Source organism: Ruegeria sp. BI11 (assembly GCF_056538005.1).
On sequence record NZ_JBQFSM010000001.1, the window covers coordinates 673,106 to 692,437 of the forward strand.

The 19,332-nt window shown below is 58.3% G+C and carries 22 protein-coding genes; 12 read left to right on the forward strand and 10 right to left on the reverse strand.

The genetic code is table 11. The annotated features are described in order from the left end of the window. Positions 1–126: 126 nt before the first annotated feature. The 4 genes from ACR0DT_RS03310 to ACR0DT_RS03325 form a co-directional block, all read right to left on the reverse strand. Complete coding sequence (locus tag ACR0DT_RS03310; protein ID WP_480709384.1) at positions 127–540, reverse strand: Fur family transcriptional regulator; 414 nt, start codon at positions 538–540, stop codon at positions 127–129. Between the two features lie 73 nt (positions 541–613). Further along, positions 614–1,318 carry an endonuclease/exonuclease/phosphatase family protein gene (locus ACR0DT_RS03315; protein WP_480709385.1) on the reverse strand — a complete coding sequence of 235 codons (705 nt, stop codon included), beginning with the start codon at positions 1,316–1,318 and terminating at the stop codon, positions 614–616. A 45-nt stretch (positions 1,319–1,363) separates the two neighbouring features. Next, entirely contained in the window at positions 1,364–1,729 is a 366-nt protein-coding gene (locus ACR0DT_RS03320; protein WP_480709386.1) for a cupin domain-containing protein, read from the reverse strand. A 156-nt stretch (positions 1,730–1,885) separates the two neighbouring features. After that, a complete protein-coding gene (locus ACR0DT_RS03325; protein WP_480709387.1) occupies positions 1,886–3,304 on the reverse strand; it encodes a protein adenylyltransferase SelO in 1,419 nt (472 codons plus the stop codon). An 87-nt stretch (positions 3,305–3,391) separates the two neighbouring features. Between ACR0DT_RS03325 and ACR0DT_RS03330 the strand changes: the two genes are divergently transcribed. Further along, complete coding sequence (locus tag ACR0DT_RS03330) at positions 3,392–3,811, forward strand: cupin domain-containing protein (RefSeq protein ID WP_480709388.1); 420 nt, start codon at positions 3,392–3,394, stop codon at positions 3,809–3,811. 3 nt (positions 3,812–3,814) lie between these two features. Beyond that, the gene (locus tag ACR0DT_RS03335) at positions 3,815–4,702 is read left to right on the forward strand and encodes a fatty acid desaturase (protein WP_480709389.1); all 888 of its coding nucleotides are present in this window, start codon (positions 3,815–3,817) and stop codon (positions 4,700–4,702) included. Between the two features lie 69 nt (positions 4,703–4,771). Here ACR0DT_RS03335 and ACR0DT_RS03340 read toward each other — a convergent pair whose 3' ends face one another. Together ACR0DT_RS03340 and ACR0DT_RS03345 are read right to left on the reverse strand one after the other, a co-directional pair. After that, entirely contained in the window at positions 4,772–5,416 is a 645-nt protein-coding gene (locus ACR0DT_RS03340) for a dimethylsulfonioproprionate lyase family protein (RefSeq protein ID WP_480709390.1), read from the reverse strand. A gap of 64 nt (positions 5,417–5,480) precedes the next feature. Continuing rightward, positions 5,481–6,602, reverse strand: a complete 1,122-nt coding sequence (locus ACR0DT_RS03345) for an anhydro-N-acetylmuramic acid kinase (protein WP_480709391.1) — start codon at positions 6,600–6,602, stop codon at positions 5,481–5,483. Positions 6,603–6,797: 195 nt separating this feature from the next. Between ACR0DT_RS03345 and ACR0DT_RS03350 the strand changes: the two genes are divergently transcribed. Together ACR0DT_RS03350 and tyrS are read left to right on the forward strand one after the other, a co-directional pair. Then, the gene (locus ACR0DT_RS03350) at positions 6,798–8,063 is read left to right on the forward strand and encodes an MFS transporter (RefSeq protein ID WP_480709392.1); all 1,266 of its coding nucleotides are present in this window, start codon (positions 6,798–6,800) and stop codon (positions 8,061–8,063) included. Positions 8,064–8,154: 91 nt separating this feature from the next. Further along, complete coding sequence (gene tyrS, locus ACR0DT_RS03355; RefSeq protein ID WP_480709393.1) at positions 8,155–9,408, forward strand: tyrosine--tRNA ligase; 1,254 nt, start codon at positions 8,155–8,157, stop codon at positions 9,406–9,408. A gap of 89 nt (positions 9,409–9,497) precedes the next feature. Here tyrS and ACR0DT_RS03360 read toward each other — a convergent pair whose 3' ends face one another. After that, entirely contained in the window at positions 9,498–10,400 is a 903-nt protein-coding gene (locus tag ACR0DT_RS03360) for a hypothetical protein (protein WP_480709394.1), read from the reverse strand. Positions 10,401–10,609: 209 nt separating this feature from the next. Between ACR0DT_RS03360 and ACR0DT_RS03365 the strand changes: the two genes are divergently transcribed. After that, complete coding sequence (locus ACR0DT_RS03365; protein ID WP_480709395.1) at positions 10,610–11,365, forward strand: SDR family NAD(P)-dependent oxidoreductase; 756 nt, start codon at positions 10,610–10,612, stop codon at positions 11,363–11,365. A gap of 9 nt (positions 11,366–11,374) precedes the next feature. Further along, positions 11,375–11,926 carry a sugar O-acetyltransferase gene (locus ACR0DT_RS03370; protein WP_480709396.1) on the forward strand — a complete coding sequence of 184 codons (552 nt, stop codon included), beginning with the start codon at positions 11,375–11,377 and terminating at the stop codon, positions 11,924–11,926. Here ACR0DT_RS03370 and ACR0DT_RS03375 read toward each other — a convergent pair. The 3 genes from ACR0DT_RS03375 to ACR0DT_RS03385 all read right to left on the reverse strand — a co-directional run bounded on the left by ACR0DT_RS03375 (position 11,923) and on the right by ACR0DT_RS03385 (position 15,082). Then, on the reverse strand, positions 11,923–13,731 hold the full coding sequence (locus tag ACR0DT_RS03375) for an ABC-F family ATP-binding cassette domain-containing protein (RefSeq protein ID WP_480709397.1): 1,809 nt from the start codon (positions 13,729–13,731) through the stop codon (positions 11,923–11,925). The genes ACR0DT_RS03370 and ACR0DT_RS03375 overlap by 4 nt on opposite strands. 41 nt (positions 13,732–13,772) lie before the next feature. Continuing rightward, positions 13,773–14,507: a GNAT family N-acetyltransferase gene (locus ACR0DT_RS03380; protein ID WP_480709398.1), complete on the reverse strand. Its 735-nt coding sequence runs from the start codon at positions 14,505–14,507 to the stop codon at positions 13,773–13,775. A 95-nt stretch (positions 14,508–14,602) separates the two neighbouring features. After that, positions 14,603–15,082 carry an outer membrane protein assembly factor BamE gene (locus ACR0DT_RS03385; protein WP_480709399.1) on the reverse strand — a complete coding sequence of 160 codons (480 nt, stop codon included), beginning with the start codon at positions 15,080–15,082 and terminating at the stop codon, positions 14,603–14,605. Positions 15,083–15,167: 85 nt separating this feature from the next. Here ACR0DT_RS03385 and ACR0DT_RS03390 point away from each other — a divergent pair, with 85 nt between their 5' ends. From ACR0DT_RS03390 to ACR0DT_RS03415, 6 genes are all read left to right on the forward strand, one after another. Beyond that, positions 15,168–15,704 (forward strand): YceD family protein, encoded by a 537-nt coding sequence (locus ACR0DT_RS03390; RefSeq protein ID WP_480709400.1) that lies wholly within the window; start codon positions 15,168–15,170, stop codon positions 15,702–15,704. 207 nt (positions 15,705–15,911) lie between these two features. Next, positions 15,912–16,118, forward strand: a complete 207-nt coding sequence (gene rpmF / locus ACR0DT_RS03395; RefSeq protein WP_008756996.1) for a 50S ribosomal protein L32 — start codon at positions 15,912–15,914, stop codon at positions 16,116–16,118. 23 nt (positions 16,119–16,141) lie between these two features. Continuing rightward, complete coding sequence (gene plsX, locus ACR0DT_RS03400) at positions 16,142–17,230, forward strand: phosphate acyltransferase PlsX (protein WP_480709401.1); 1,089 nt, start codon at positions 16,142–16,144, stop codon at positions 17,228–17,230. A gap of 21 nt (positions 17,231–17,251) precedes the next feature. Further along, positions 17,252–18,223, forward strand: coding sequence for a beta-ketoacyl-ACP synthase III (locus ACR0DT_RS03405; RefSeq protein WP_480709402.1), 972 nt, complete (start codon positions 17,252–17,254; stop codon positions 18,221–18,223). 96 nt (positions 18,224–18,319) lie between these two features. Next, positions 18,320–18,622 carry an integration host factor subunit alpha gene (gene ihfA, locus ACR0DT_RS03410; protein ID WP_008755922.1) on the forward strand — a complete coding sequence of 101 codons (303 nt, stop codon included), beginning with the start codon at positions 18,320–18,322 and terminating at the stop codon, positions 18,620–18,622. A gap of 18 nt (positions 18,623–18,640) precedes the next feature. Next, positions 18,641–19,273 carry a MerR family transcriptional regulator gene (locus tag ACR0DT_RS03415; RefSeq protein ID WP_480709403.1) on the forward strand — a complete coding sequence of 211 codons (633 nt, stop codon included), beginning with the start codon at positions 18,641–18,643 and terminating at the stop codon, positions 19,271–19,273. Positions 19,274–19,332 lie beyond the last annotated feature (59 nt).

The window sequence follows — 19,332 nt, forward strand, 5'->3', positions numbered from 1 at the left end:
TCCGTTGAATCCTGCGGCCCCAATGCCGCTTTTCTCAGCAAAATCGCAAGAAGCGCGTTCAGGCAAGCATTATCCGCCTGAAAAGCATGAATTCCCGTGCGCCTGACGTTCGCGTTTTGTGATGGATCAGTCCTGTTCCAGCGGCACGCCGTACAATTCCAGCCGGTGACCTTTCAGCTTATACCCAAGCTTGGCCGCGATTTTTTCCTGCAGCACCTCAATCTCGGGGTCGACAAATTCGATCACCTTGCCCGATTGCATATCTATCAGGTGGTCATGGTGATCCCGCTCGGCATCCTCATATCGCGCGCGCCCGTCACCAAACTCCAGACGGTCGAGAATTCCTGCCTCTTCGAACAGTTTGACGGTGCGATAGACCGTTGCGATCGATATCCCCGAATCCACTTTCGAGGCACGAGCATAAAGCTCTTCGACATCCGGATGATCGTCGCTTTGCTGCAGAACTTGCGCGATTGTGCGGCGCTGTCCCGTCATGCGCAGACCTTTTGCTTCGCAACGGGCGATGATCGTGTCGGACATTAGTGACCCTCAGAGTAGTTCGGGATTCTGTCTTAGTACGTCTGCGCGGATCGCGCCACAGGGGAATTGCATCCTAGGCCACCCGTCGCAGGTCGGCCCAGATCGGCAGGTGGTCGGATGCAATATGCGCAGGCCGTGCGTCATGCACCCCGTGGACAACCGCTTCAAGGCCAGCGCCCAGCGCGATGCGGTCCAGCGCCCCCAAGGGCTGTGCGGCCGGGAAGCTTGGAACCGGCGCCAGAAAGCGCATATCCGGGGCCAGATGGTCCAACACGGGCTGGCGCGACCATTCGTTGAAATCCCCGGCCCAGACGGTGGGCATGTTGTCCAGATCGTCGTCAAAGCGCCGGATGTGCGTAATCTGCTGCCGCCGGGACGCTGGCAGCAGCCCCAGATGCATCCCCATCACGCGCAGCGGCCCGATTTGGGTATCGAACTCCACACGCACGGCCCCCCGCGGCTCCAGCCCCGGCAGGTCATGGTGCCCGGTCTGCCGAACGCGGATCGAATCCCCGCGCCAGATCACAGCGTTTCCATGCCAGCCCAAACTGCCCGCTCCGCCCAGATCGACGATCTGCCAGCCGGCCTCATCCAGCATGAAATGTGGCAACGCCGCCGGTCGTGGCGGCAGGCGCTTGTCAGCCTCTTGCAACACCACGATATCGGCCTGCATGCTGTCGATGACCTGCATGATGCGCTGCGGTTGCCGCCGAAAATCCAGGCCCACGCATTTCTGAATGTTATAGCTGGCGATGCGCAGGGTTGAGAGTTGGGTCATTTACATTCCGTGTTAGGCATTAAATGTTACTCGGCCATCCGTCCGCTATTGGAATTGCGTAATCATCAAATTCACGGGTTCACCCCCTTCAGCGGACGAGGCATGACCCGATCCCGTGACATCTTCGGCCCAAAACAAGTCACCCGTTTTAAAGTCACGTATTTCGCCCGAGCCTGCCTGAACACGAAACGTACCAAACAGAACCGTCGCAAGTTGAGGTTTCGGGGATCGATGCTGAACCCCTTTCCAACCCGCAGGCAATGTCAGGAACGCGATACGCGCGGCATCAACCTCTTTGGAGACCAGAAATGGCGCGGCTGGTGGGGCAAAGGTTTTGAGTTCGAAATCAATCTCGCGATCTTCGAAATAAGACACGCCGTCCGCGTCTTCCAACAAAAAGGAGTAGCGCATTTTATGCTCCCTGAAACAAAACTGATTTTATCTGCAGTTCCCCCTGATGCGCCTATTATGCAGCATTCTGAGTTGATGGTAAGTCGCTTGGTGTTGTGTTCTTGAGAATACTTCTTCGACTGCACAAAACAGCGGCGTTCAGTTTAGTAATGGCCTCTATGTCCCGCAGAACGTCGCGTGAACCACTTCGTTTTCGGTCGGTGGGTGTGTCAGGTCGATCATGTCGGGTTGATCCTCATAGGCACGGGAAAGCGTCGCGTTCAACCGATGGAACGGGGCGAAATCGCCATGGACAGCAGCCTGTATCATCTGCTCGACCCGGTGGTTACGCGGGATAAAGGCCGGGTTGGCGGTGTTCATCACAGCCTGCGGGTCTTTTTCGCGAGCCAGCCGCGCCTGCCAGCCACCGGCCCATTCATCATAGGCTTCGGGATTTAGGAACTGATCGCGAGCCTTGTCATTGCTCAGCGCTCGGAAGGTATTGGTGAAATCGGCACTGTTGTGCGCCATTCGGGTCAGCAAATCGGTGATCAGTGCCTCGTCACCTTCATCTTCGGTGGCCAAACCGATCTTGGCGCGGAACCGGGTCAGCCATTCCTGCTGGATCAGTCCGGGCATTGCATGCACGATCTCAGTGGCCTCTTGAACGGCGGCTTCGGGCTCCTCGACCTGCTGGATCAAAGAGGTCGCTAATTGCGCCAGATTCCACACGGCGATGTCCGGTTGGTTAGAATAAGCATATCGCCCCATCCGGTCGATCGAACTGTAGACCGTGTTCGGGTGATAGCTATCCATGAAGGCACAAGGCCCATAGTCGATGGTTTCTCCGGCGATCGAGAAGTTATCGGTGTTCATCACCCCATGGATAAACCCCACGCTCATCCATTGCGCAATCAGTCTCGCCTGAGCATCCCTAACTGCGCACAGCAGACCCATGGGCCCTTCCGCCTGCGGGTAGTGTCGGGTGATGGCATATTCGGTCAGCTGTTTCAGGTTCTCGACCTGCCCCCGCGCCGCGAACACCTGAAATGTCCCCACACGCAGATGGCTTTGCGCTACGCGGGTCAGCACTGCACCCGGCATTGGACCTTCGCGTAAAACAACCTCTCCGGTCTCAACCGCAGCCAGCGCACGGGTGGTTGGGATGCCCAGCGCATGCATCGCCTCGGACACCACATATTCACGCAGCACCGGCCCCAGCCAAGCGCGACCATCGCCCTGGCGGCTGAACGGCGTCTGCCCCGAGCCCTTCAATTGTATGTCCCGCCGAACGCCGTCGGATCCAACCGTCTCTCCCAACAACACCGCGCGCCCATCGCCAAGCTGCGGGTTGTAGGAACCAAACTGATGCCCGGAATAAAGCTGCGCGATCGGCTCGGCCCCATCAGGCAGAGTATTCCCGGCGAAAACCTCAGCCATCTCCTGAACATCGCCCGGAGTAACACCCAGCACTCGGGCCAGATCTTCATTAAACGCAATCAAACGCGGGGCACGTACCGGGACCGGTGCCTGTCGCGCGAAAAACGTATCGGGAAGGCGGGCGTAGCTGTTGTCAAACGGGATATTCAGGGTCATGCCGCAAACATATGTTGGATACACGTAAATACCATAGCGGATTGCAAGCCCGCATGCATAATCGCCCTAACCAAGCAAGAGGCCCCTATGACCGCGCAAGAAATCATCGACCACCTGCAACTGCAGCGTCATCCCGAGGGCGGTTGGTTCCGCGAGACCTGGCGGGCAGACAACGAAGGCCGCGCTACCGGCACTTGTATCTATTTCCTGCTGCAGGCGGGTGAGCACAGCCACTGGCACAGCGTGGATGCAACCGAGATTTGGCTGTACCATGCCGGGGCACCGCTGACCCTTTCCCTCAGCGCCACGGATGACGGCCCGGCCACCGACCACCTGCTGACCCCCGACCTGACCAAAGGCGCGCCGCAAGTGATTGTGCCCAAGAACCATTGGCAATCGGCGCAATCGACCGGAGAGTACACACTCGTCAGTTGCACCGTCTCACCCGGGTTCGAATTCGACGGCTTCGTTCTGGCCGAACCGGAATTCGATATCGCGCGCGGGTAAGCCATGGATCATCGCGCCCTCATAGCGTCGATCCCAGCTGAGGCGAAGGATAGCCTGCAGCAAAGATCTGACGCGGCTGGGCTTAGGCATTTGGCAATGTATGGCGCGTTACTCGCGGGTACATCTGCCTGTATCGCATTGAGGGTTCCTCTCTGGCCCTTGCTGATCCTTCATCAGGGCGTCCTTTTGGTCTTTCTGTTCACGCTCAGCCACGAATGCACGCACAAGACGCCGTTTCGCTCCGGCTGGCTGAATGATGTCATCGGGCATCTGGTTTCTATCCCTATCGCCCTGCCCTTTACCTGGTTTCGATATTTCCATCTGGCGCATCACAAATGGACCAACCACCCTGAAAAAGACCCCGAGTTGGGTGGCAAACCACGACCTGGCAATTGGCGGGACCTGCTGATTTACCTCAGTGGTTGGCCGTATTGGAGCGGGATGGCAAAGGTTCTGGTGCAAAACGCCTTTAGCCGGATCGACGCCCCCTACCTGCCTGCCCGCCAACACCGCGCCATGCGTATTGAGGCGCGGCTGTTGCTGGGGCTCTACATCGTAAGCGGTTTCAGCCTGATCTATTCATCGGCGCTGTTTTGGTTATGGCTATTGCCGGTGCTTATCGCTCAACCCGTCTTGCGCCTCTATCTACTGGCCGAGCATGGCTTGTGCCCCCCGGTCGCCAATATGCTTGAAAACTCTCGGACCACCTTCACCAACCGCATCGTCCGCTTTCTGGCGTGGAACATGCCATACCACGCCGAGCACCACGCCTTTCCTAACGTGCCGTTTCACCAATTGCCGGCTCTGCACGATCGGACCCAAGCATATCTGAAATCAACTTCAGACGGGTATTCCGATTTCACACAGGATTACATCAAGTCTCTGAAGTGAAGATCCATCTTCCAGTGGCCCTTTGACCTCCGACAAAAAAGCTGGACAACGTCACCCCGATCCAACTGTTCAATCGGATGGGGTCAGGACAGGAGGCGTATCGAAACGGTTGCGCCAGGCCACAAGGCACAAAACCGGATCGTCCTGTGTTTCCATTGCATGCGGCTGATTGCTTTCGTGAAACACAGTGCCGCCTTCGCCGAGGGTTTCACTCGGACAGCCCTCGCGCTTGAACACTCCAGTTCCCGAAATCACCATGTACATTTCTTCTGCCGGATGATGATGCGACGGATAGTAAAGCTGAGGCGGCATGTGAACAATCCAAAGCCAGAGTTTGTTCGATGAGAACGGCCCTCCTGCTCCGACGATGGAATAACATCCAAAATTTTTCAGGAAACGATCGCCGATATCTGTGTGTTTGTAGGTTTCTCGCCAAACCGCGTAAGGTGCTGCGTTTACGATCGCATCCTGCAGGTGAGCATAGGTTTGTGATACCAGCCCCGCCTTCTGCCGCAACACGTCGCCACACGGGAGATGATATGGCGCAATCTCCTGCCTTTGAATGTCATCTGGAAACGGTGCGAAAGACGTCATCTGGGGATGGCTGACATATGCATCCCGAGCTTGTTGCAGTAGATTCTGGTAAACGCCTTCCTTGCTCATAAAGAGCGAGGATAGCCAATATTCAGACTTGGGTTTGTCTGCATGCGACATCGAATGCAAATTTTGCTGCCGAGCGACCCGAAAACCTTATATCTAAGTTTCCACCAATTTCCCTTCAGCCAGCGGCACCCATCGAAACCGTACTGACAACTCCACCCCCGACAAGAGCTTTAACCCCGGTTGTTCCGGGACAAGATGTCGGCAACCCCCGCGCCACGCGTACCGCGAGATAGGCGAAGGCCTGTGCTTCGAGCATGTCGCCATTCAGCCCCACCGCCTCGACCGGCTCAACCGGGCAGTCCAGCGCGACGCGCAGCATCTCCATCAGCACCGGGTTGCGCCGTCCACCACCGGTGACCAAAAGGCGCGAGGGCGATTTGGGGCAATGTTCCATCCCCTGCACAACACCTGCGGCACACATACCGGTCAGAGTGGCCACGGCGTCAGTGTCGCTTAATTCCTGAACCAGCCGGATCATCTCGGCAAAGTCGTTACGGTCCAAGGATTTGGGGGGCATCCGGGCAAAATAGGGCTCGGCCAAAAACAGTTCCAACGCACCCATCTCGACGGTGCCGCCACGCGCGACTGCGCCGTCGCGGTCCATCGGCAGACCCAGACGCGCCTGCATCAGATCATCAACGGGCGCATTGGCAGGGCCGGTGTCAAAGGCCAGCAAGGCCCCGGGTGCTTCCGGGCCGTCAAAACTGGGGTCCACATAGGTCAGATTTCCTACCCCGCCAAGGTTCAGGAAACACAGCGGCTGAGATGCACCGATCCATTTGGCGCAGGCAAAGTGGAAGAACGGCGCCAACGGTGCGCCCTCTCCGCCCATCGCCACATCGTCACTGCGGAAATCCCAGACCACCGGCACGCCCAGTGCCTGCGCCAGTCCTTTGCCGTCGCCCACCTGCAACGTGCCCCGACCATGCGGTTCATGTGCCAGGGTCTGTCCGTGAAAGCCGATCAGGTCGATCTCTTCAAATTCCGAGAGCGCCTCGGCATGCGCAATTGTGACCAATTCAGCCGCCCTGTCCACATCCGGGCCGTGCCACTGACCCAGCGCCGCGCGCAGATCTGTGCGCTCGGCCTCGGTATAAGCGCGATAACCGCTTGGGCCAAAGCCGATGATTTGACGCCCGTCGGTCTCCACCACGGCAGCATCCACACCGTCCAGCGATGTGCCAGACATCGCACCCAGGGCTTTGATCGGCCCGCCTTTCCTGATGGCCCGGTTCACGCTCACCTCAATTATCTTGTTTTATGGCGCTCAAAATGCCTGTTCGATGCCCCGCTGCGCAAGTCACTTCGCGCTGTCCATGCGCATTTTTAGCTCAACCTGCGCGCCTGTGACCACAATTCGCGAAACGCAACAGTTGCACGCGCGCGTGGCCTGAGTAACCATTGCGGTCATCTGCACCCTGAACGGACGACCATGACGGACACACAGAGCCCCAACAAACCCACCCAAGGGCGCAATTACCAGCTGATCTTTTGGTCGGGATCACTGGCCACGATTGGTGGGCAGTTGGTCAATCCCAATCTGGTCTTGCCGTTCCTGTATCTGGCTTTGGGAGCCCCGACGTTTTTCGCCGGTCTGTTGCTGCCCTTCGTGACCGGATCGCGCCTGATTGCCGAGATTTTCATGTCTCCGTTCATCAACCGCGTGACCCGTGCGAAGCTGGCGGTTTACGTGCCAAATATCCTGACTGCCTCTATTCTGGCCGTCGTCGCATTGTTCGCAACAAACCTGCCCAACCTTCTGATCGTTCTTCTGTTTCTGACGACTTCGGTTGTTATGGGACTGTGCCAGGGGATCACCAGCCTGGGCACCAGCCAGATATACGGCATCTCGGTGCCCGAGGCGAAACGCAATCGGATGGTGTTTGCGCAGGCCACGATCTCGGGCATTCTGGCGATCCTAGTCGTCTGGATGACGCGCGACCTGCTGGCCTCGGACCAGCCGATGCAGCGCCACATCGTCGTCCTGTGGTGCGGCGTTGTCGCCATGTTCGCCTCTGGCGTCAGTTTTGCCGGTGTCCGCCTGCTGGAAGAAGAACAGGCCCACGCACCGCCCCCCAAAAGCAAACCCAAACCACTGACCGAACTGATGACCGGGTTCAAAACCGGTATGGCGTACAAGTGGTATCGCAAGTTTCTAACTGCACGCCTGATCTTTGTCTCGGTGGAATTGGCCATGCCATTCTATACGATCCACGCGGCGACCTTTCACACCGGCACAAAACATTCGCTCAGCTATTTCGTGATGGCGGCCAGTCTGGGCATGGTTCTGGGGTCAATCCTGTGGGGCTGGCTCAGTGGACGGATTTCGGTAAAGCCGGTGATGTGGCTGGGCTGTCTTATTTCGACACTATCCGCGGTTCTCGCTCTGGCCTTCACCTATCTGGGCTACGCGCAATACGTCTGGGCCTATGCTCTGGTCATCCTGCTGCTTTCGCTGGGCGGAAATGGTGTTATCTATGGCCGGTACCTTTATATTATCGAAAAGACCTCAGAAAAGGAGCGCCCCTATCTGGTCGCCCTGGGCGATGTCAGCGCAGGTCTGATCGGTATGGTCTTTGCTGCCATTCTGGGTGCAGTGGCGCATTGGCACGATCCGATTACCCCGATCGTCGCGCTGGCCGCGTTGAACCTGATCGCGATGCTCTACGCCTTCCGCCTTCCGCCTGTCAAAAGCTGACACAGCCCGCGTTTTCTTGGAAATGGTGGCTTTTCCTTGCCTGACGCGCCGCCTATACAGTGCCCCGCAACATCAACCCAAAAGGCACGATATGACCTACCATCCCAAATCGGATTTCATCGCCACGATGATCGAGCGCGGCTTTCTCGCCGACTGCACCGATTATCAGGGCCTTGACGAAGCGCTGATCAGTGGATGCAAGCCGGCTTATATCGGCTTTGATGCGACGGCCAAGTCGTTGCATGTGGGCAGCCTGATCCAGATCATGATGCTGCGCTGGTTCCAGAAAACCGGCCACCAGCCGATCACCCTGATGGGCGGCGGCACCACCAAGGTGGGCGATCCGTCGTTCCGCGCGGACGAACGCCCCTTGCTGGGCCCCGAACAGATCGACGAGAACATCGCGGGCATCAAAAAGGTGTTCTCGGCCTATATCGACTATGACAGTGGCGCCGAAAACAAGGCGCTGATGCTGAACAATGCCGAGTGGCTGGACGACCTGAACTACCTCGATTTCCTGCGCGACATCGGGCGGCATTTCTCGGTCAACCGGATGCTGTCGTTTGAGTCCGTGAAATCGCGGCTGGATCGCGAGCAATCGCTAAGCTTCCTTGAGTTCAACTACATGATCCTGCAGGCCTATGACTTCCTTGAGCTGAACCGCCGCTATGGTTGCGTTCTGCAGATGGGTGGTTCGGATCAGTGGGGCAACATCGTCAACGGTATCGACCTGACCCGCCGCGTGCTGGATCACGAGATCTATGGCCTGACCTCGCCGCTGCTGACCACCAGCGACGGCAAGAAGATGGGCAAATCTCAGGACGGTGCGGTGTGGCTTAATGCCGACATGCGCTCTCCTTATGAGTTCTGGCAATTCTGGCGCAACACGACCGATGCGGACGTGGGTCGGTTCCTGAAGCTCTATACCGAAATGCCGGTGGATGAGTGTGACCGTTTGGGCGCCCTGCAGGGTTCCGAGATCAACGAGGCCAAGATCCGCCTAGCTAACGAAGTGACCACCCTGGCCCACGGCGCTCAGGCTGCGGCGACCGCCGAAGCCACTGCGCGCGAAGTTTTCGAACGGGGCGGTGTGGGCGGAGACCTTCCGACCCTGACCCTCAGCGCGGATGAGCTGGGCGACGGCATGTCAATTGTGCAGGTGATCGTGAAATCGGGTCTGGCTAAATCGGGGAAAGAGGCCAAACGTCTGATAGCCGAAAACGGTGCCAAGCTGGATGACGCGCCGTTGACCGACGCAGGGCTAATGATCGACGCGGGTGCGCTGTCGTCTCCGATCAAGCTGAGCGCGGGTAAAAAGCGACACGCGCTGGTGCAGCTGGGCTGATCATAACTTTTCACAATACAAATAACGGCCACCCCATTGGGTGGCCGTTTTCTTTTTCGATAACGTATTAGGTATACGCGCAGGCGCGGTTAGCGTTTACCACCTTTGCCGCCACCGTGACCGCCTTTGCCGCCACCTTTGCCGTCGCCACCTTTGCCGCCACCGTGGCCACCTTTACCGTCGCCACCTTTACCACCGCCGTGGCCGCCGCCATTGTTACCGCCATTGCCGTGACCGCCCCCGCCATTGCCAGAGCCATTGCCGTTTCCGTTATTGCCGCCACCGTTACCGGTGCCGGGGCCGGAGCCACCATTGTTGCCACCGCCATTGCCGGAGTTCCCGTTATTTCCATTGCCGTTACCAGGGCCGCCGTTGTTCCCGCCGTTGCCGCCGCCGTTGTTACCACCGTTGCCGCCGCCGTTGTTCCCGCCGTTGCCGCCGCCGTTGTTACCACCATTGCCGCCGCCGTTGTTACCACCGTTGCCGCCGCCATTACCGGGATCGCCACCGTCACCCGGATCACCACCGCCATCACCGGGATCACCGCCTTCACCCGGATCACCACCGCCATTACCGGGATCACCGCCGTCACCAGGATTGCTGCCACCTCCTCCGCCACCAGAGCCCGGGTTATTTCCGTTATCTGAACCGAGTTCGGCAAACTGATCATTGCTACGCGCCTCGCCCGGTGTTCCGGACGTACCAATCGACCCAGTCGGCTGATCGGTCAGCAGTGCAGCCAATCCCGGGCATTGGGCCGTTGTATTGCGCAGTGTGGTCGTGAAATCCGATCGCTTTTGAAGACGCTCTAAAAAGCTGGGCGTCACTTGCTGACAATCACACAGCGCTTGATAATCCCCACGATTCGCCGCATCCCGCGCTGTTTTCCAGTTGCACACTTCTGGTGCAGCCATGGCACTGCTTGCCATCATCACGGTTAGAAAAGGCGCTGCCACCAGCACAGGAATTCCAACCTTCAAACTCTTACTCATACCGCTAGTCTCCTTGTTCAGCGCCCCCTCGACGCGTCAATTTCGTGAGTTCCGATTTGAGACTTGAGCATTAAGTACAGTTAAAGATCATCTGAGAAAGCCTTGAGAAACAGCTTAGAACTTTGAAAAATCACGCCTGGATTGTGGACATCTTCTTAATCCTCGGATTAACTGAACAAATGTTCATATCCTCACAGGAGGCATCCGCCATGCAATTGTCCACCACATCCGCGATCATCACTGGGGGTGCCTCGGGGCTGGGCGAGGCAACGGCACGCTACTTTGCCGAACACGGCGCGCAGGTCACCATTCTGGATCGCGACACCGAACGAGGCGCTCAGGTCGCGGACGAAATTGGCGGGCATTTTGCTGAAACGGACGTGACGAACGAGGCGTCGGTCGCTGCGGCCATCGGACAAGCGATGGACAAGATGGGCCGGATCACGGCAACCGTGAACTGCGCCGGGATCGCCTATGGCATCAAGACGGTAGGCAAGGCCGGGCCCCACCCTCTGGACGCCTTTCAACGCACCATCGACATCAACTTGGTCGGCACATTCAACGTCTCGCGCCTGGCCGCGGCTGAATTGGCAAAGAACGATCCCGAGCCTGACAGCGGGCGAGGTGTGATCATCAACACCGCCTCAATCGCGGCCTTTGACGGGCAAAAGGGGCAAGCAGCCTATGCGGCCTCGAAAGGCGGAGTGGTGGGGATGACCCTGCCGATGGCACGCGATCTGGCTTCGACCGGGATTCGAGTGATGGCCATCGCCCCCGGTATCTTCATGACCCCGATGCTAGCTGGACTGCCCGAAGAGGTGCAGCAACAACTGGCCGCCGATGTCCCCAACCCAGCCCGTCTGGGGGACCCGCGCGAATACGGGCGGCTGGCCGGTTTCATCGTTGAGATGGGCTACCTGAACGGAGAGGTCATCCGCATCGACGGTGCCCTGCGAATGCGTTAGGTCTGTTTCATGACTGAACGGGAAAAGATGCAGGTCGGACAATGGTATTGCTGTCTGGATCCGGAACTGGATGCCTTGCGTGCGCAGGCCCGGCGTGCGGTTCATGCCCACAACACCTGTCCCCCTGATACGCGCGGCGCGATGGCACCAGAGTTACGGGCACTGTTCGCCAGCATCGGATCGGATTGCTTTATTGAGGCTTCGTTCCACTGCGCCTACGGACTGAATATCCACTTAGGCAATCGGGTCTATTTCAACGCAGGCTGCGTGGTCCTGGACACCGCGCCCGTGCGGATCGGAGACGGCACAATGTTCGGTCCGCACGTTCAGATATATTGCGCCCAACATGCCAAAGACCCGGTTGAACGTGCGCAGGGTCTGGAAATTGGCTTGCCGGTGACGATTGGGCGGAATGTCTGGGTGGGCGGAGGAGCCATCCTGACGCCCGGCATCACCATCGGCGACAATGCCACCATCGGCGCGGGCAGCGTCGTGACCAAAGACGTCGGCGCCGACGAAACGGTTGTTGGGAACCCTGCCCGCCTGCTTAGCCGCCCCTAGGTGCCCTCGGCCTTTTCTTCAAGCATCAGCCACTCATTCTCGGCCGCTGCCAGCTTTTCCTGCCGCTCAACCAACGCTTCGGTCGCCTTTTGGAACTTGACCGGTTCGCGGGTGAACAGTTCAGGATCGGACATAAGTTCTTCGAGCTTGCCAATTTCGGCCTCAAGCCGGGCGATTTCGGCGGGCAGTTTTTCGAGCCGGTGTTTTTCCGAGAACGAAAGGCCCGATTTCGGCTGGCTTTCCTGCTTTATCTTCGGCTTTGAAATTTTTGTTTTTTCTATCTTCTTTTCCGCTACGTCGCCTCGCTGTGCAATGTAGTCCGACCACCCACCTGCATAAACGGTGGCTCGGCCATTGCCCTCCATCGCGATGGTTGTGGTGGCGACGCGATCCAGAAAATCGCGGTCGTGGCTGACCAGCAGAACGGTGCCGTCATAATCATCCAGCAGTTCCTGCAACAGGTCCAACGTCTCGACGTCCAGATCGTTGGTTGGTTCGTCCAGCACCAATAGGTTCGAGGATTTGGCCATCAGTTTAGCCAGCAGCAAACGGGCTTTTTCACCACCCGATAGGGATTTAACCGCCGCTCGGGCCTGCCGCTCGTCAAACAGGAATTCCTTGAGATAACCGACCACATGCTTGGGTTGGCCGCCGACCATGACCTGATCGGCCTTGCCGGAGACTCGCATCTCGGGATCGCCGGTCAGGCTGTCCCACAGGCTCATTTCCGGGTCCAGTTGCGCGCGGGTCTGATCGAATACCGCAACCTCAAGATTGGTACCCAATGAGACCGAACCCTCATCCGGTTGTTCTTGCCCCAGCAGCATCTTCAGCAGGGTCGTCTTGCCAACGCCATTGGGTCCGACAAATGCCACCCGATCACCGCGCTGCACCAACAGATCAAAGTTCCGTACGATCTGCTGTGCATCAAAAGACTTGGACAAACCCTTGGCTTCAATCACCTTTCTTCCGGACTTTGGCCCCACCTCAAGCGTCATCGCAGCCGAGCCCTGACGTTTGATCTGTGCCGCCTTTTCGGCCCGCAACGCCTGCAAGGCCCGCACCCGGCCCTGATTGCGTTTGCGCCGTGCGCTGATGCCTTCAACGGCCCATTTCGCCTCGGACTTAATCAGGCGGTTCAGCTTGTGCCGCTGCTGATCTTCCTCATCCCAGACCTTGTCGCGCCAGGTTTCGAACGCATCGAACCCCTGTTCCTGTCGTCGCACCATACCGCGGTCGATCCACAGCGTTGCGCGTGTCAAAGCGCGTAGAAAAGCACGGTCGTGCGAGATCAGCACATAAGCGGCCCGCGTTGCGCCCAACTCACGCTCAAGCCACGCGATGGCTTCGATATCCAGATGGTTGGTTGGCTCGTCCAGCAGCATCAGGTCGGGGGCTTCGGCCATTAGCTTGGCCAGCGCCGCGCGCCGCCGTTCACCACCCGAGGCGGTCTCGACTGCGCGATCCGGGTCAAACTTCAGCCCTTCGCCGGCGCGCTCAACCTTGTACAACTCGCCCGGCTCTAACCCGCTGGAGGCATAGTCACCCAGTGTAGCAAACCCTTCCATCCCGGGGTCCTGCTCCATATAACCGACGGATTTCCCTGGGGGCACCACGATGTCGCCCTGATCAGGTTCAACCAGACCAGCCATTACTTTCATCAGAGTGGACTTTCCCGACCCGTTCCGCCCCACCAAGGCCACGCGATCACCCGGCTGAACAACAAGGTCCAGTTCGGAAAACACCGGATTGCCCCCGAAAGTCAGGGAAATGCCGGACATCTGCAACAAAGGAATTCTCGCCATGCCCGCCAGCTAAACCGGCAAGGCCAAGGCGTCAACGGCGATTACCCGACCAAGGCCCGCAACAATCGTTTCCGCGCAGGAGGAATCGCACCGATCTCAAGCCCGGTGAACACATGCAGCGTGTTCATGTGACGATCGACCACCGCATGATCGCTGACCCAGCCGCCCATCATCAGATAAGTCCGCAGCAAGGGCGGCATCCGCAGCATCGCCTTTTTCACATCCGGCCTGCGGCGCAGACGGGCAGCAAATCGGAATACATCCGGCGCCTTCACCCGTGGCAACCAGCGTTTTGGAGCCAGATGCCGGTGCTTTAGCATCGCGAATGCATCCAGATACTCTTCGGTCTCTGTCCCGGCAAATGAGGAACAGCCAAACAGCATCTCGACATTGTTCTGATCCACATAGGCCGTCATCGCACCCCAGGCGACACGCAGAATGTCCGGGTCTGTCCAATCCGGATGGACGCAGAACCGCCCCATCTCGACCATCCGACCCTTAAAGCCTGCAAGCGCGGAAAGATCATAGAACTGCGCCGAATAGCTGCGCCCGATATCAGTACCATCGGCCATGGTCAGCATACGGAAGCAGCAAACCAGATACCCGCCTGCCCGCGTATCCTCGACCAGAATATGAGCGCAGACCGGGTCGAAGTAGTCCTGATCTAGTTTATCGGTCCCAAAGGCCAGCATCCGTAGCTGTTGTGCCGCCGCCACGTCTTGCGGCGATTGCGCCAGTCGGACGCGATACCGCCCCTTACGAAGCAATAGTGCCATGGTCGCATCCTCCACGGTTGCTGACCCGTTTCCTCTTGCCATGCCCCTATCACACAATGTGTGACTGCCGGATGACCACTGCAAGGCTGAGTTTTTTATTGCTGGCTTGCACCCGGAATATTAGCCGGGTTGAAGTTGCCGATGTTCCCCAACAGCTGACGGATAAAGCCCTGACCCTGAATGTTGGATTCGGTGATCCGGCGATCCAGCGGAACGACGATTCCATCCTCAAGCCCGAACCGTTCGATGTTCCGCACCACGCCCCGGTCATCAAAACTGATCGCTACCAACTCGCGCGAGACGACTTCGGGTTTTTTCGGGCCGTAATGGCGAACGCGAGACCGGACGTAGTAAAAGCCGGAATCGCGGATCACGCCGGACGAACTTGGTGCTCCGACCGCCTCGATCACACTGTCGCGGGTATCCACACCCACTTTAACCTCGGCCAGATCCTCGGGTGTCGGGATATATCCGTGATTCTTGAAGACCGGCGTACATGCACCGGCTGCTGCCATACAGGCCGCAAAGACAAGCGTTTTCGACGCCGGTTTCAACCTGTTCACAACCTTCAACATTCACACCCTCTTGCCTTGGCCCGTTACGGACCCTATCCGCTTACATCAAACCGCAGCCCCGGTTCAACACAGGAAAGGGTCACGAATGAACAACCAGACATCTCTGCGGGTGGCCGACCTGCCCCAGAACGCACCTACCCCCTTTAACTTGCGCCCAGACACCAAGGCCTTGGAGGCGATCAAGGACGAATTGGGCCTGCTTGGCCTGCGCAAGCTCAGCTTTGCAGGTGACGTTAGGGCACAAGGCAAGCGGGATTGGATTCTTGCCGGGAAATTGGGGGCTACTGTTATTCAGCCTTGCGTGGTGACGTTGGAACCTGTGACCACGCGCATCGACATTCCGGTCTCTCGGGTATTTGTGGCCGACTGGGCCTATCCCGAAGAAGCCGAATTTGAAATACCTGAAGGTGATGAAACCGAACAGCTGGGTTCCGAGATCGACCCGGCCCTTGTGATGATCGAGGCCTTGTCGCTGGCCCTGCCCCAATACCCACGCAAAGATGGTGCGGAATTAGGACAGGCCGACTATACCGAGCCGGGCAAACAGGCCATGACGGACGAAGACGTCAAACCCTTTGCCGGTCTGGCCGGTTTGCGGGATGCATTGAAAAAAGACGAGTGACATAGGTCTGTTTTCCTGTCATAGCACGCCCTCAGAAAAATCGCTTGAACATGTCGAGAATCGCAGTATTTTCGCGCGCTCATCGGAATTTGGGTTGGACAACGTGGGGCATGTACCCTAAACGCGCGTCAAACCACGAGAAAAACGAAGAATGAAACCCGGCCCACAGCGAATCTGTTGGCCCTTAGTTAGACAAAGGTTGAGACCATGGCCGTCCAACAGAACAAAGTTTCCAAGTCGCGTCGCAACAACCGCCGCGCACACGACGCTCTGGTTGCTGCAAACCCGAACGAATGCCCCAACTGCGGCGAGCTGAAGCGCCCGCACCACGTCTGCGCGTCCTGCGGCCACTACGATGACCGCGAAGTCGTCGCACAGGCCGACGAAATCGACCTGGACGAAGACGCGGCCTAAGCCTTTAAAAGCGCAGGCAAGGCATGACAGAACAGCCCTCGCAGGCCGGACGGATTACCATCTCGGTTGACGCTATGGGCGGAGACTCGGGGCCCGCGACCGTGGTTGCGGGCATTACCAAATCGGCAAGCGTAAATCCCGACATCGCGTTCATCCTGCACGGTCCTGAGCAAACGCTGCGCAAACTTGTTGCCAAACGGCGTGTCCTGCAGGGGCGCGTCGTTTTTCGTGATTGCCCCGATGTGGTCACGATGGAGGACAAGCCCAGCCAGGTGGTCCGCAGCGGCAAGCAGACGTCGATGTGGTCGACGCTGGAATCGGTGCGGCAAGGTGATGCGCATGGTGCCGTGTCCTGCGGCAACACCGGCGCACTGATGGCATTGTCGATGATGCGGCTACGCAAATTGCCGGGGGTTAACCGCCCGGCAATCGCGATTCTGTGGCCTTCGCGCAACCCGCAGGGGTTCAACGTGATGCTGGATGTGGGCGCGGATGTGCGGGCCGACGCCAAGGATCTGCTGCAATATGCGCTGATGGGTGCCTCTTACGCGCGCAACGGCATGGCATTGGAACGTCCCCGGATCGGCCTGTTGAACGTAGGCACCGAAGAACACAAGGGCCGCGCCGAACTGAAAGAAGCGCACGCGATGATCACGGAATTCGCAGAGCAGGCGAATTTTGATTTTGTCGGATTCGTTGAAGGCAGCGACATTCCCGGTGACAAGGCAGATGTCATTATCACCGATGGGTTTACCGGCAACGTCGCGATCAAAACCGGCGAAGGTACAGCCAGCCTGATTGGTGATCTGTTGCGTCAGGCGTTCAAGTATTCGCCGCTGTCTCGCCTAGCCTCGGTCCTGGCGATCACCTCGCTGAACCGTCTGAAAAAGCGTATCGACCCGCGCCGTGTGAATGGCGGGGTTTTCCTTGGCCTCAACGGAACCGTGGTCAAATCACATGGTGGCGCGGATGCCACCGGAGTCTCGGCAGCCGTCAAACTGGCCTTTACCCTGGCCCAGTCTGGCTTTGCCGAAAAATTGGCGGCACGGGTTGCATCGACAGCCGAGCTTGCACAAGATGCCGCCCACACGCCGCCAAAGGCCGGCGAATAACAAAAAAGGCAGTACCCAAGCATGGCAGGCCGTTCAGTTGTCGTAGGTGTCGGACATTATTTGCCAGAGCGCATCGTTCCGAATTCCGAGTTTGAAAAGACGCTCGATACAACGGATGAGTGGATCAGAACCCGCTCGGGTATCGAACGCCGCCACTTTGCTGCCGAAGACGAAACCACATCTGATCTGGCCACCAAGGCGGCCGAGGCCGCGCTGGCCGATGCGGGGCTGACGGCGGACGATATTGACGCGATTATTGTGGCAACCTCGACCGCTGACCTGACCTTTCCATCAGCCGCGACCATGGTGCAAGCGCAGCTGGGCATGACCAAAGGGTTCGCCTTTGACGTTCAGGCCGTTTGCGCCGGATTCGTTTTTGCGCTGACCAATGCAAATGCCCTGATCGTATCCGGTCAGGCCAAACGCGTTCTGGTCATCGGGGCCGAAACCTTCTCGCGAATCATGGATTGGACCGACCGGTCGACCTGCGTGCTGTTTGGCGATGGCGCTGGTGCGCTGGTGCTGGAGCTGCAAGAGAGCGAAGGCACTGCGCAGGATCGCGGTATTCTGGCCACTGACCTCAATTCAGACGGTCGGTACAAGGACCTGCTTTATGTAGATGGCGGCGTGTCGACTCAATCGACCGGTCATTTGCGCATGCAGGGCAATCAGGTTTTCCGCCATGCTGTTGAAAAACTGACGAAAACTGCAGAAACCGCACTGGAATCCGCAGGCCTGGGCAGTTCCGATGTCGACTGGATCGTGCCACATCAGGCCAATATCCGCATCATTCAGGGCACCGCCAAGAAAATGGGCCTGCCGATGGATAATGTTGTTGTCACGGTCCAAGACCACGGCAACACCTCAGCCGCGTCGATTCCCCTTGCCCTGTCTGTCGGAAAACAACGCGGGCAGATCAAACAAGGCGATCTGGTCGTGACCGAGGCCATCGGCGGTGGTCTGGCTTGGGGTGCGGTTGTTCTGCGCTGGTAACCGGCGCAATTCGGCTTACACACAGACTTGCAATTCATTGATATTGACAGCGAATTTTCCCCCGCCGTATTCTGCGGTATCAACAGGGGAAATGGTATGGGCGATAAAACACTGACCCGAATGGATCTGAGCGAGGCCGTCTTTCGTGAGGTTGGCCTGTCACGCAACGAAAGTGCGCAGCTGGTCGAAAGCGTTCTGAACCACATGTCCGACGCCTTGGTGCGCGGTGAGCAGGTGAAGATTTCGTCGTTCGGGACGTTCAGCGTTCGGGACAAGACCGCCCGCATCGGTCGCAACCCCAAAACCGGCGAAGAGGTTCCGATTCAACCCCGCCGGGTTCTGACGTTCCGCCCGTCGCACCTGATGAAGGATCGCGTCGCCGCAGGGAATCGCAAGTAAGATCAGGACGACACGGTCATGAGCAAGTCCCCCGACGCCTTTCGCACTATCAGTGAAGTTGCGGACTGGCTGGGCGTTCAGGCTCATGTCCTGCGTTTCTGGGAAAGCCGCTTCAGTCAGGTCAAACCGGTAAAACGCGCCGGAGGGCGGCGCTATTACCGGCCCAACGACATGCGCCTGCTGGGCGGAATCAAGAAACTGCTGCACGAGGATGGGATAACCATCAAAGGTGTTCAGCGTATCCTACGCGAACAGGGTGTGTCCTATGTTGCTTCGCTCTCGCAGGGATTGGACGAGGTTGCCAAGCCAGAGGTTGAGCACAGCGACAACGTGGTTGTGCCCTTCGCATCCAAACCGGCTGCGTCAAATGAGCAGATCAACCTGGATCTGGATGAGTCTGCCCCCATGGCTAAGCCTGCCGCGCCTGTTGCGGCAGACGTCCCAAAGGCGGAACCTGCTGCACCTTCGCCACAGCCAGCTGTTTCGAAGCCCACACCAGAATTTCTGGACGAAGCCCCCCTGCTGGGTGGAATCGCATCGCAAGCGTGGAATCGCACCGATTTCGACGACGACCTGCTGAAACAGATCGCTCCGGTGGCAAAGGACTTGCGCGCCGTGCTCAACCGCATCGAAAACCGAACGGCGGGATAAGAAAAAAGGCGATGATTTCCTCTTGCCCCTGCCGGGAAAGTCTTTATGAACACCTCAAC

What these genes read in the sequence shown, in the direction of transcription:
- ACR0DT_RS03325 (WP_480709387.1), bottom strand. Translation starts at nt 3,304, where the DNA reads ATGACCCTGAATATCCCGTTTGACAACAGCTACGCCCGCCTTCCCGAT.
- ihfA (WP_008755922.1), top strand. Translation starts at nt 18,320, where the DNA reads ATGGGCGATAAAACACTGACCCGAATGGATCTGAGCGAGGCCGTCTTT.
- ACR0DT_RS03380 (WP_480709398.1), bottom strand. Translation starts at nt 14,507, where the DNA reads ATGGCACTATTGCTTCGTAAGGGGCGGTATCGCGTCCGACTGGCGCAA.
- tyrS (WP_480709393.1), top strand. Translation starts at nt 8,155, where the DNA reads ATGACCTACCATCCCAAATCGGATTTCATCGCCACGATGATCGAGCGC.
- plsX (WP_480709401.1), top strand. Translation starts at nt 16,142, where the DNA reads ATGACAGAACAGCCCTCGCAGGCCGGACGGATTACCATCTCGGTTGAC.
- ACR0DT_RS03365 (WP_480709395.1), top strand. Translation starts at nt 10,610, where the DNA reads ATGCAATTGTCCACCACATCCGCGATCATCACTGGGGGTGCCTCGGGG.
- ACR0DT_RS03335 (WP_480709389.1), top strand. Translation starts at nt 3,815, where the DNA reads ATGGATCATCGCGCCCTCATAGCGTCGATCCCAGCTGAGGCGAAGGAT.
- ACR0DT_RS03350 (WP_480709392.1), top strand. Translation starts at nt 6,798, where the DNA reads ATGACGGACACACAGAGCCCCAACAAACCCACCCAAGGGCGCAATTAC.
- ACR0DT_RS03315 (WP_480709385.1), bottom strand. Translation starts at nt 1,318, where the DNA reads ATGACCCAACTCTCAACCCTGCGCATCGCCAGCTATAACATTCAGAAA.
- ACR0DT_RS03330 (WP_480709388.1), top strand. Translation starts at nt 3,392, where the DNA reads ATGACCGCGCAAGAAATCATCGACCACCTGCAACTGCAGCGTCATCCC.
- ACR0DT_RS03415 (WP_480709403.1), top strand. Translation starts at nt 18,641, where the DNA reads ATGAGCAAGTCCCCCGACGCCTTTCGCACTATCAGTGAAGTTGCGGAC.
- ACR0DT_RS03320 (WP_480709386.1), bottom strand. Translation starts at nt 1,729, where the DNA reads ATGCGCTACTCCTTTTTGTTGGAAGACGCGGACGGCGTGTCTTATTTC.
- ACR0DT_RS03340 (WP_480709390.1), bottom strand. Translation starts at nt 5,416, where the DNA reads ATGTCGCATGCAGACAAACCCAAGTCTGAATATTGGCTATCCTCGCTC.
- ACR0DT_RS03385 (WP_480709399.1), bottom strand. Translation starts at nt 15,082, where the DNA reads ATGTTGAAGGTTGTGAACAGGTTGAAACCGGCGTCGAAAACGCTTGTC.
- rpmF (WP_008756996.1), top strand. Translation starts at nt 15,912, where the DNA reads ATGGCCGTCCAACAGAACAAAGTTTCCAAGTCGCGTCGCAACAACCGC.
- ACR0DT_RS03390 (WP_480709400.1), top strand. Translation starts at nt 15,168, where the DNA reads ATGAACAACCAGACATCTCTGCGGGTGGCCGACCTGCCCCAGAACGCA.
- ACR0DT_RS03310 (WP_480709384.1), bottom strand. Translation starts at nt 540, where the DNA reads ATGTCCGACACGATCATCGCCCGTTGCGAAGCAAAAGGTCTGCGCATG.
- ACR0DT_RS03375 (WP_480709397.1), bottom strand. Translation starts at nt 13,731, where the DNA reads ATGGCGAGAATTCCTTTGTTGCAGATGTCCGGCATTTCCCTGACTTTC.
- ACR0DT_RS03360 (WP_480709394.1), bottom strand. Translation starts at nt 10,400, where the DNA reads ATGAGTAAGAGTTTGAAGGTTGGAATTCCTGTGCTGGTGGCAGCGCCT.
- ACR0DT_RS03370 (WP_480709396.1), top strand. Translation starts at nt 11,375, where the DNA reads ATGACTGAACGGGAAAAGATGCAGGTCGGACAATGGTATTGCTGTCTG.
- ACR0DT_RS03405 (WP_480709402.1), top strand. Translation starts at nt 17,252, where the DNA reads ATGGCAGGCCGTTCAGTTGTCGTAGGTGTCGGACATTATTTGCCAGAG.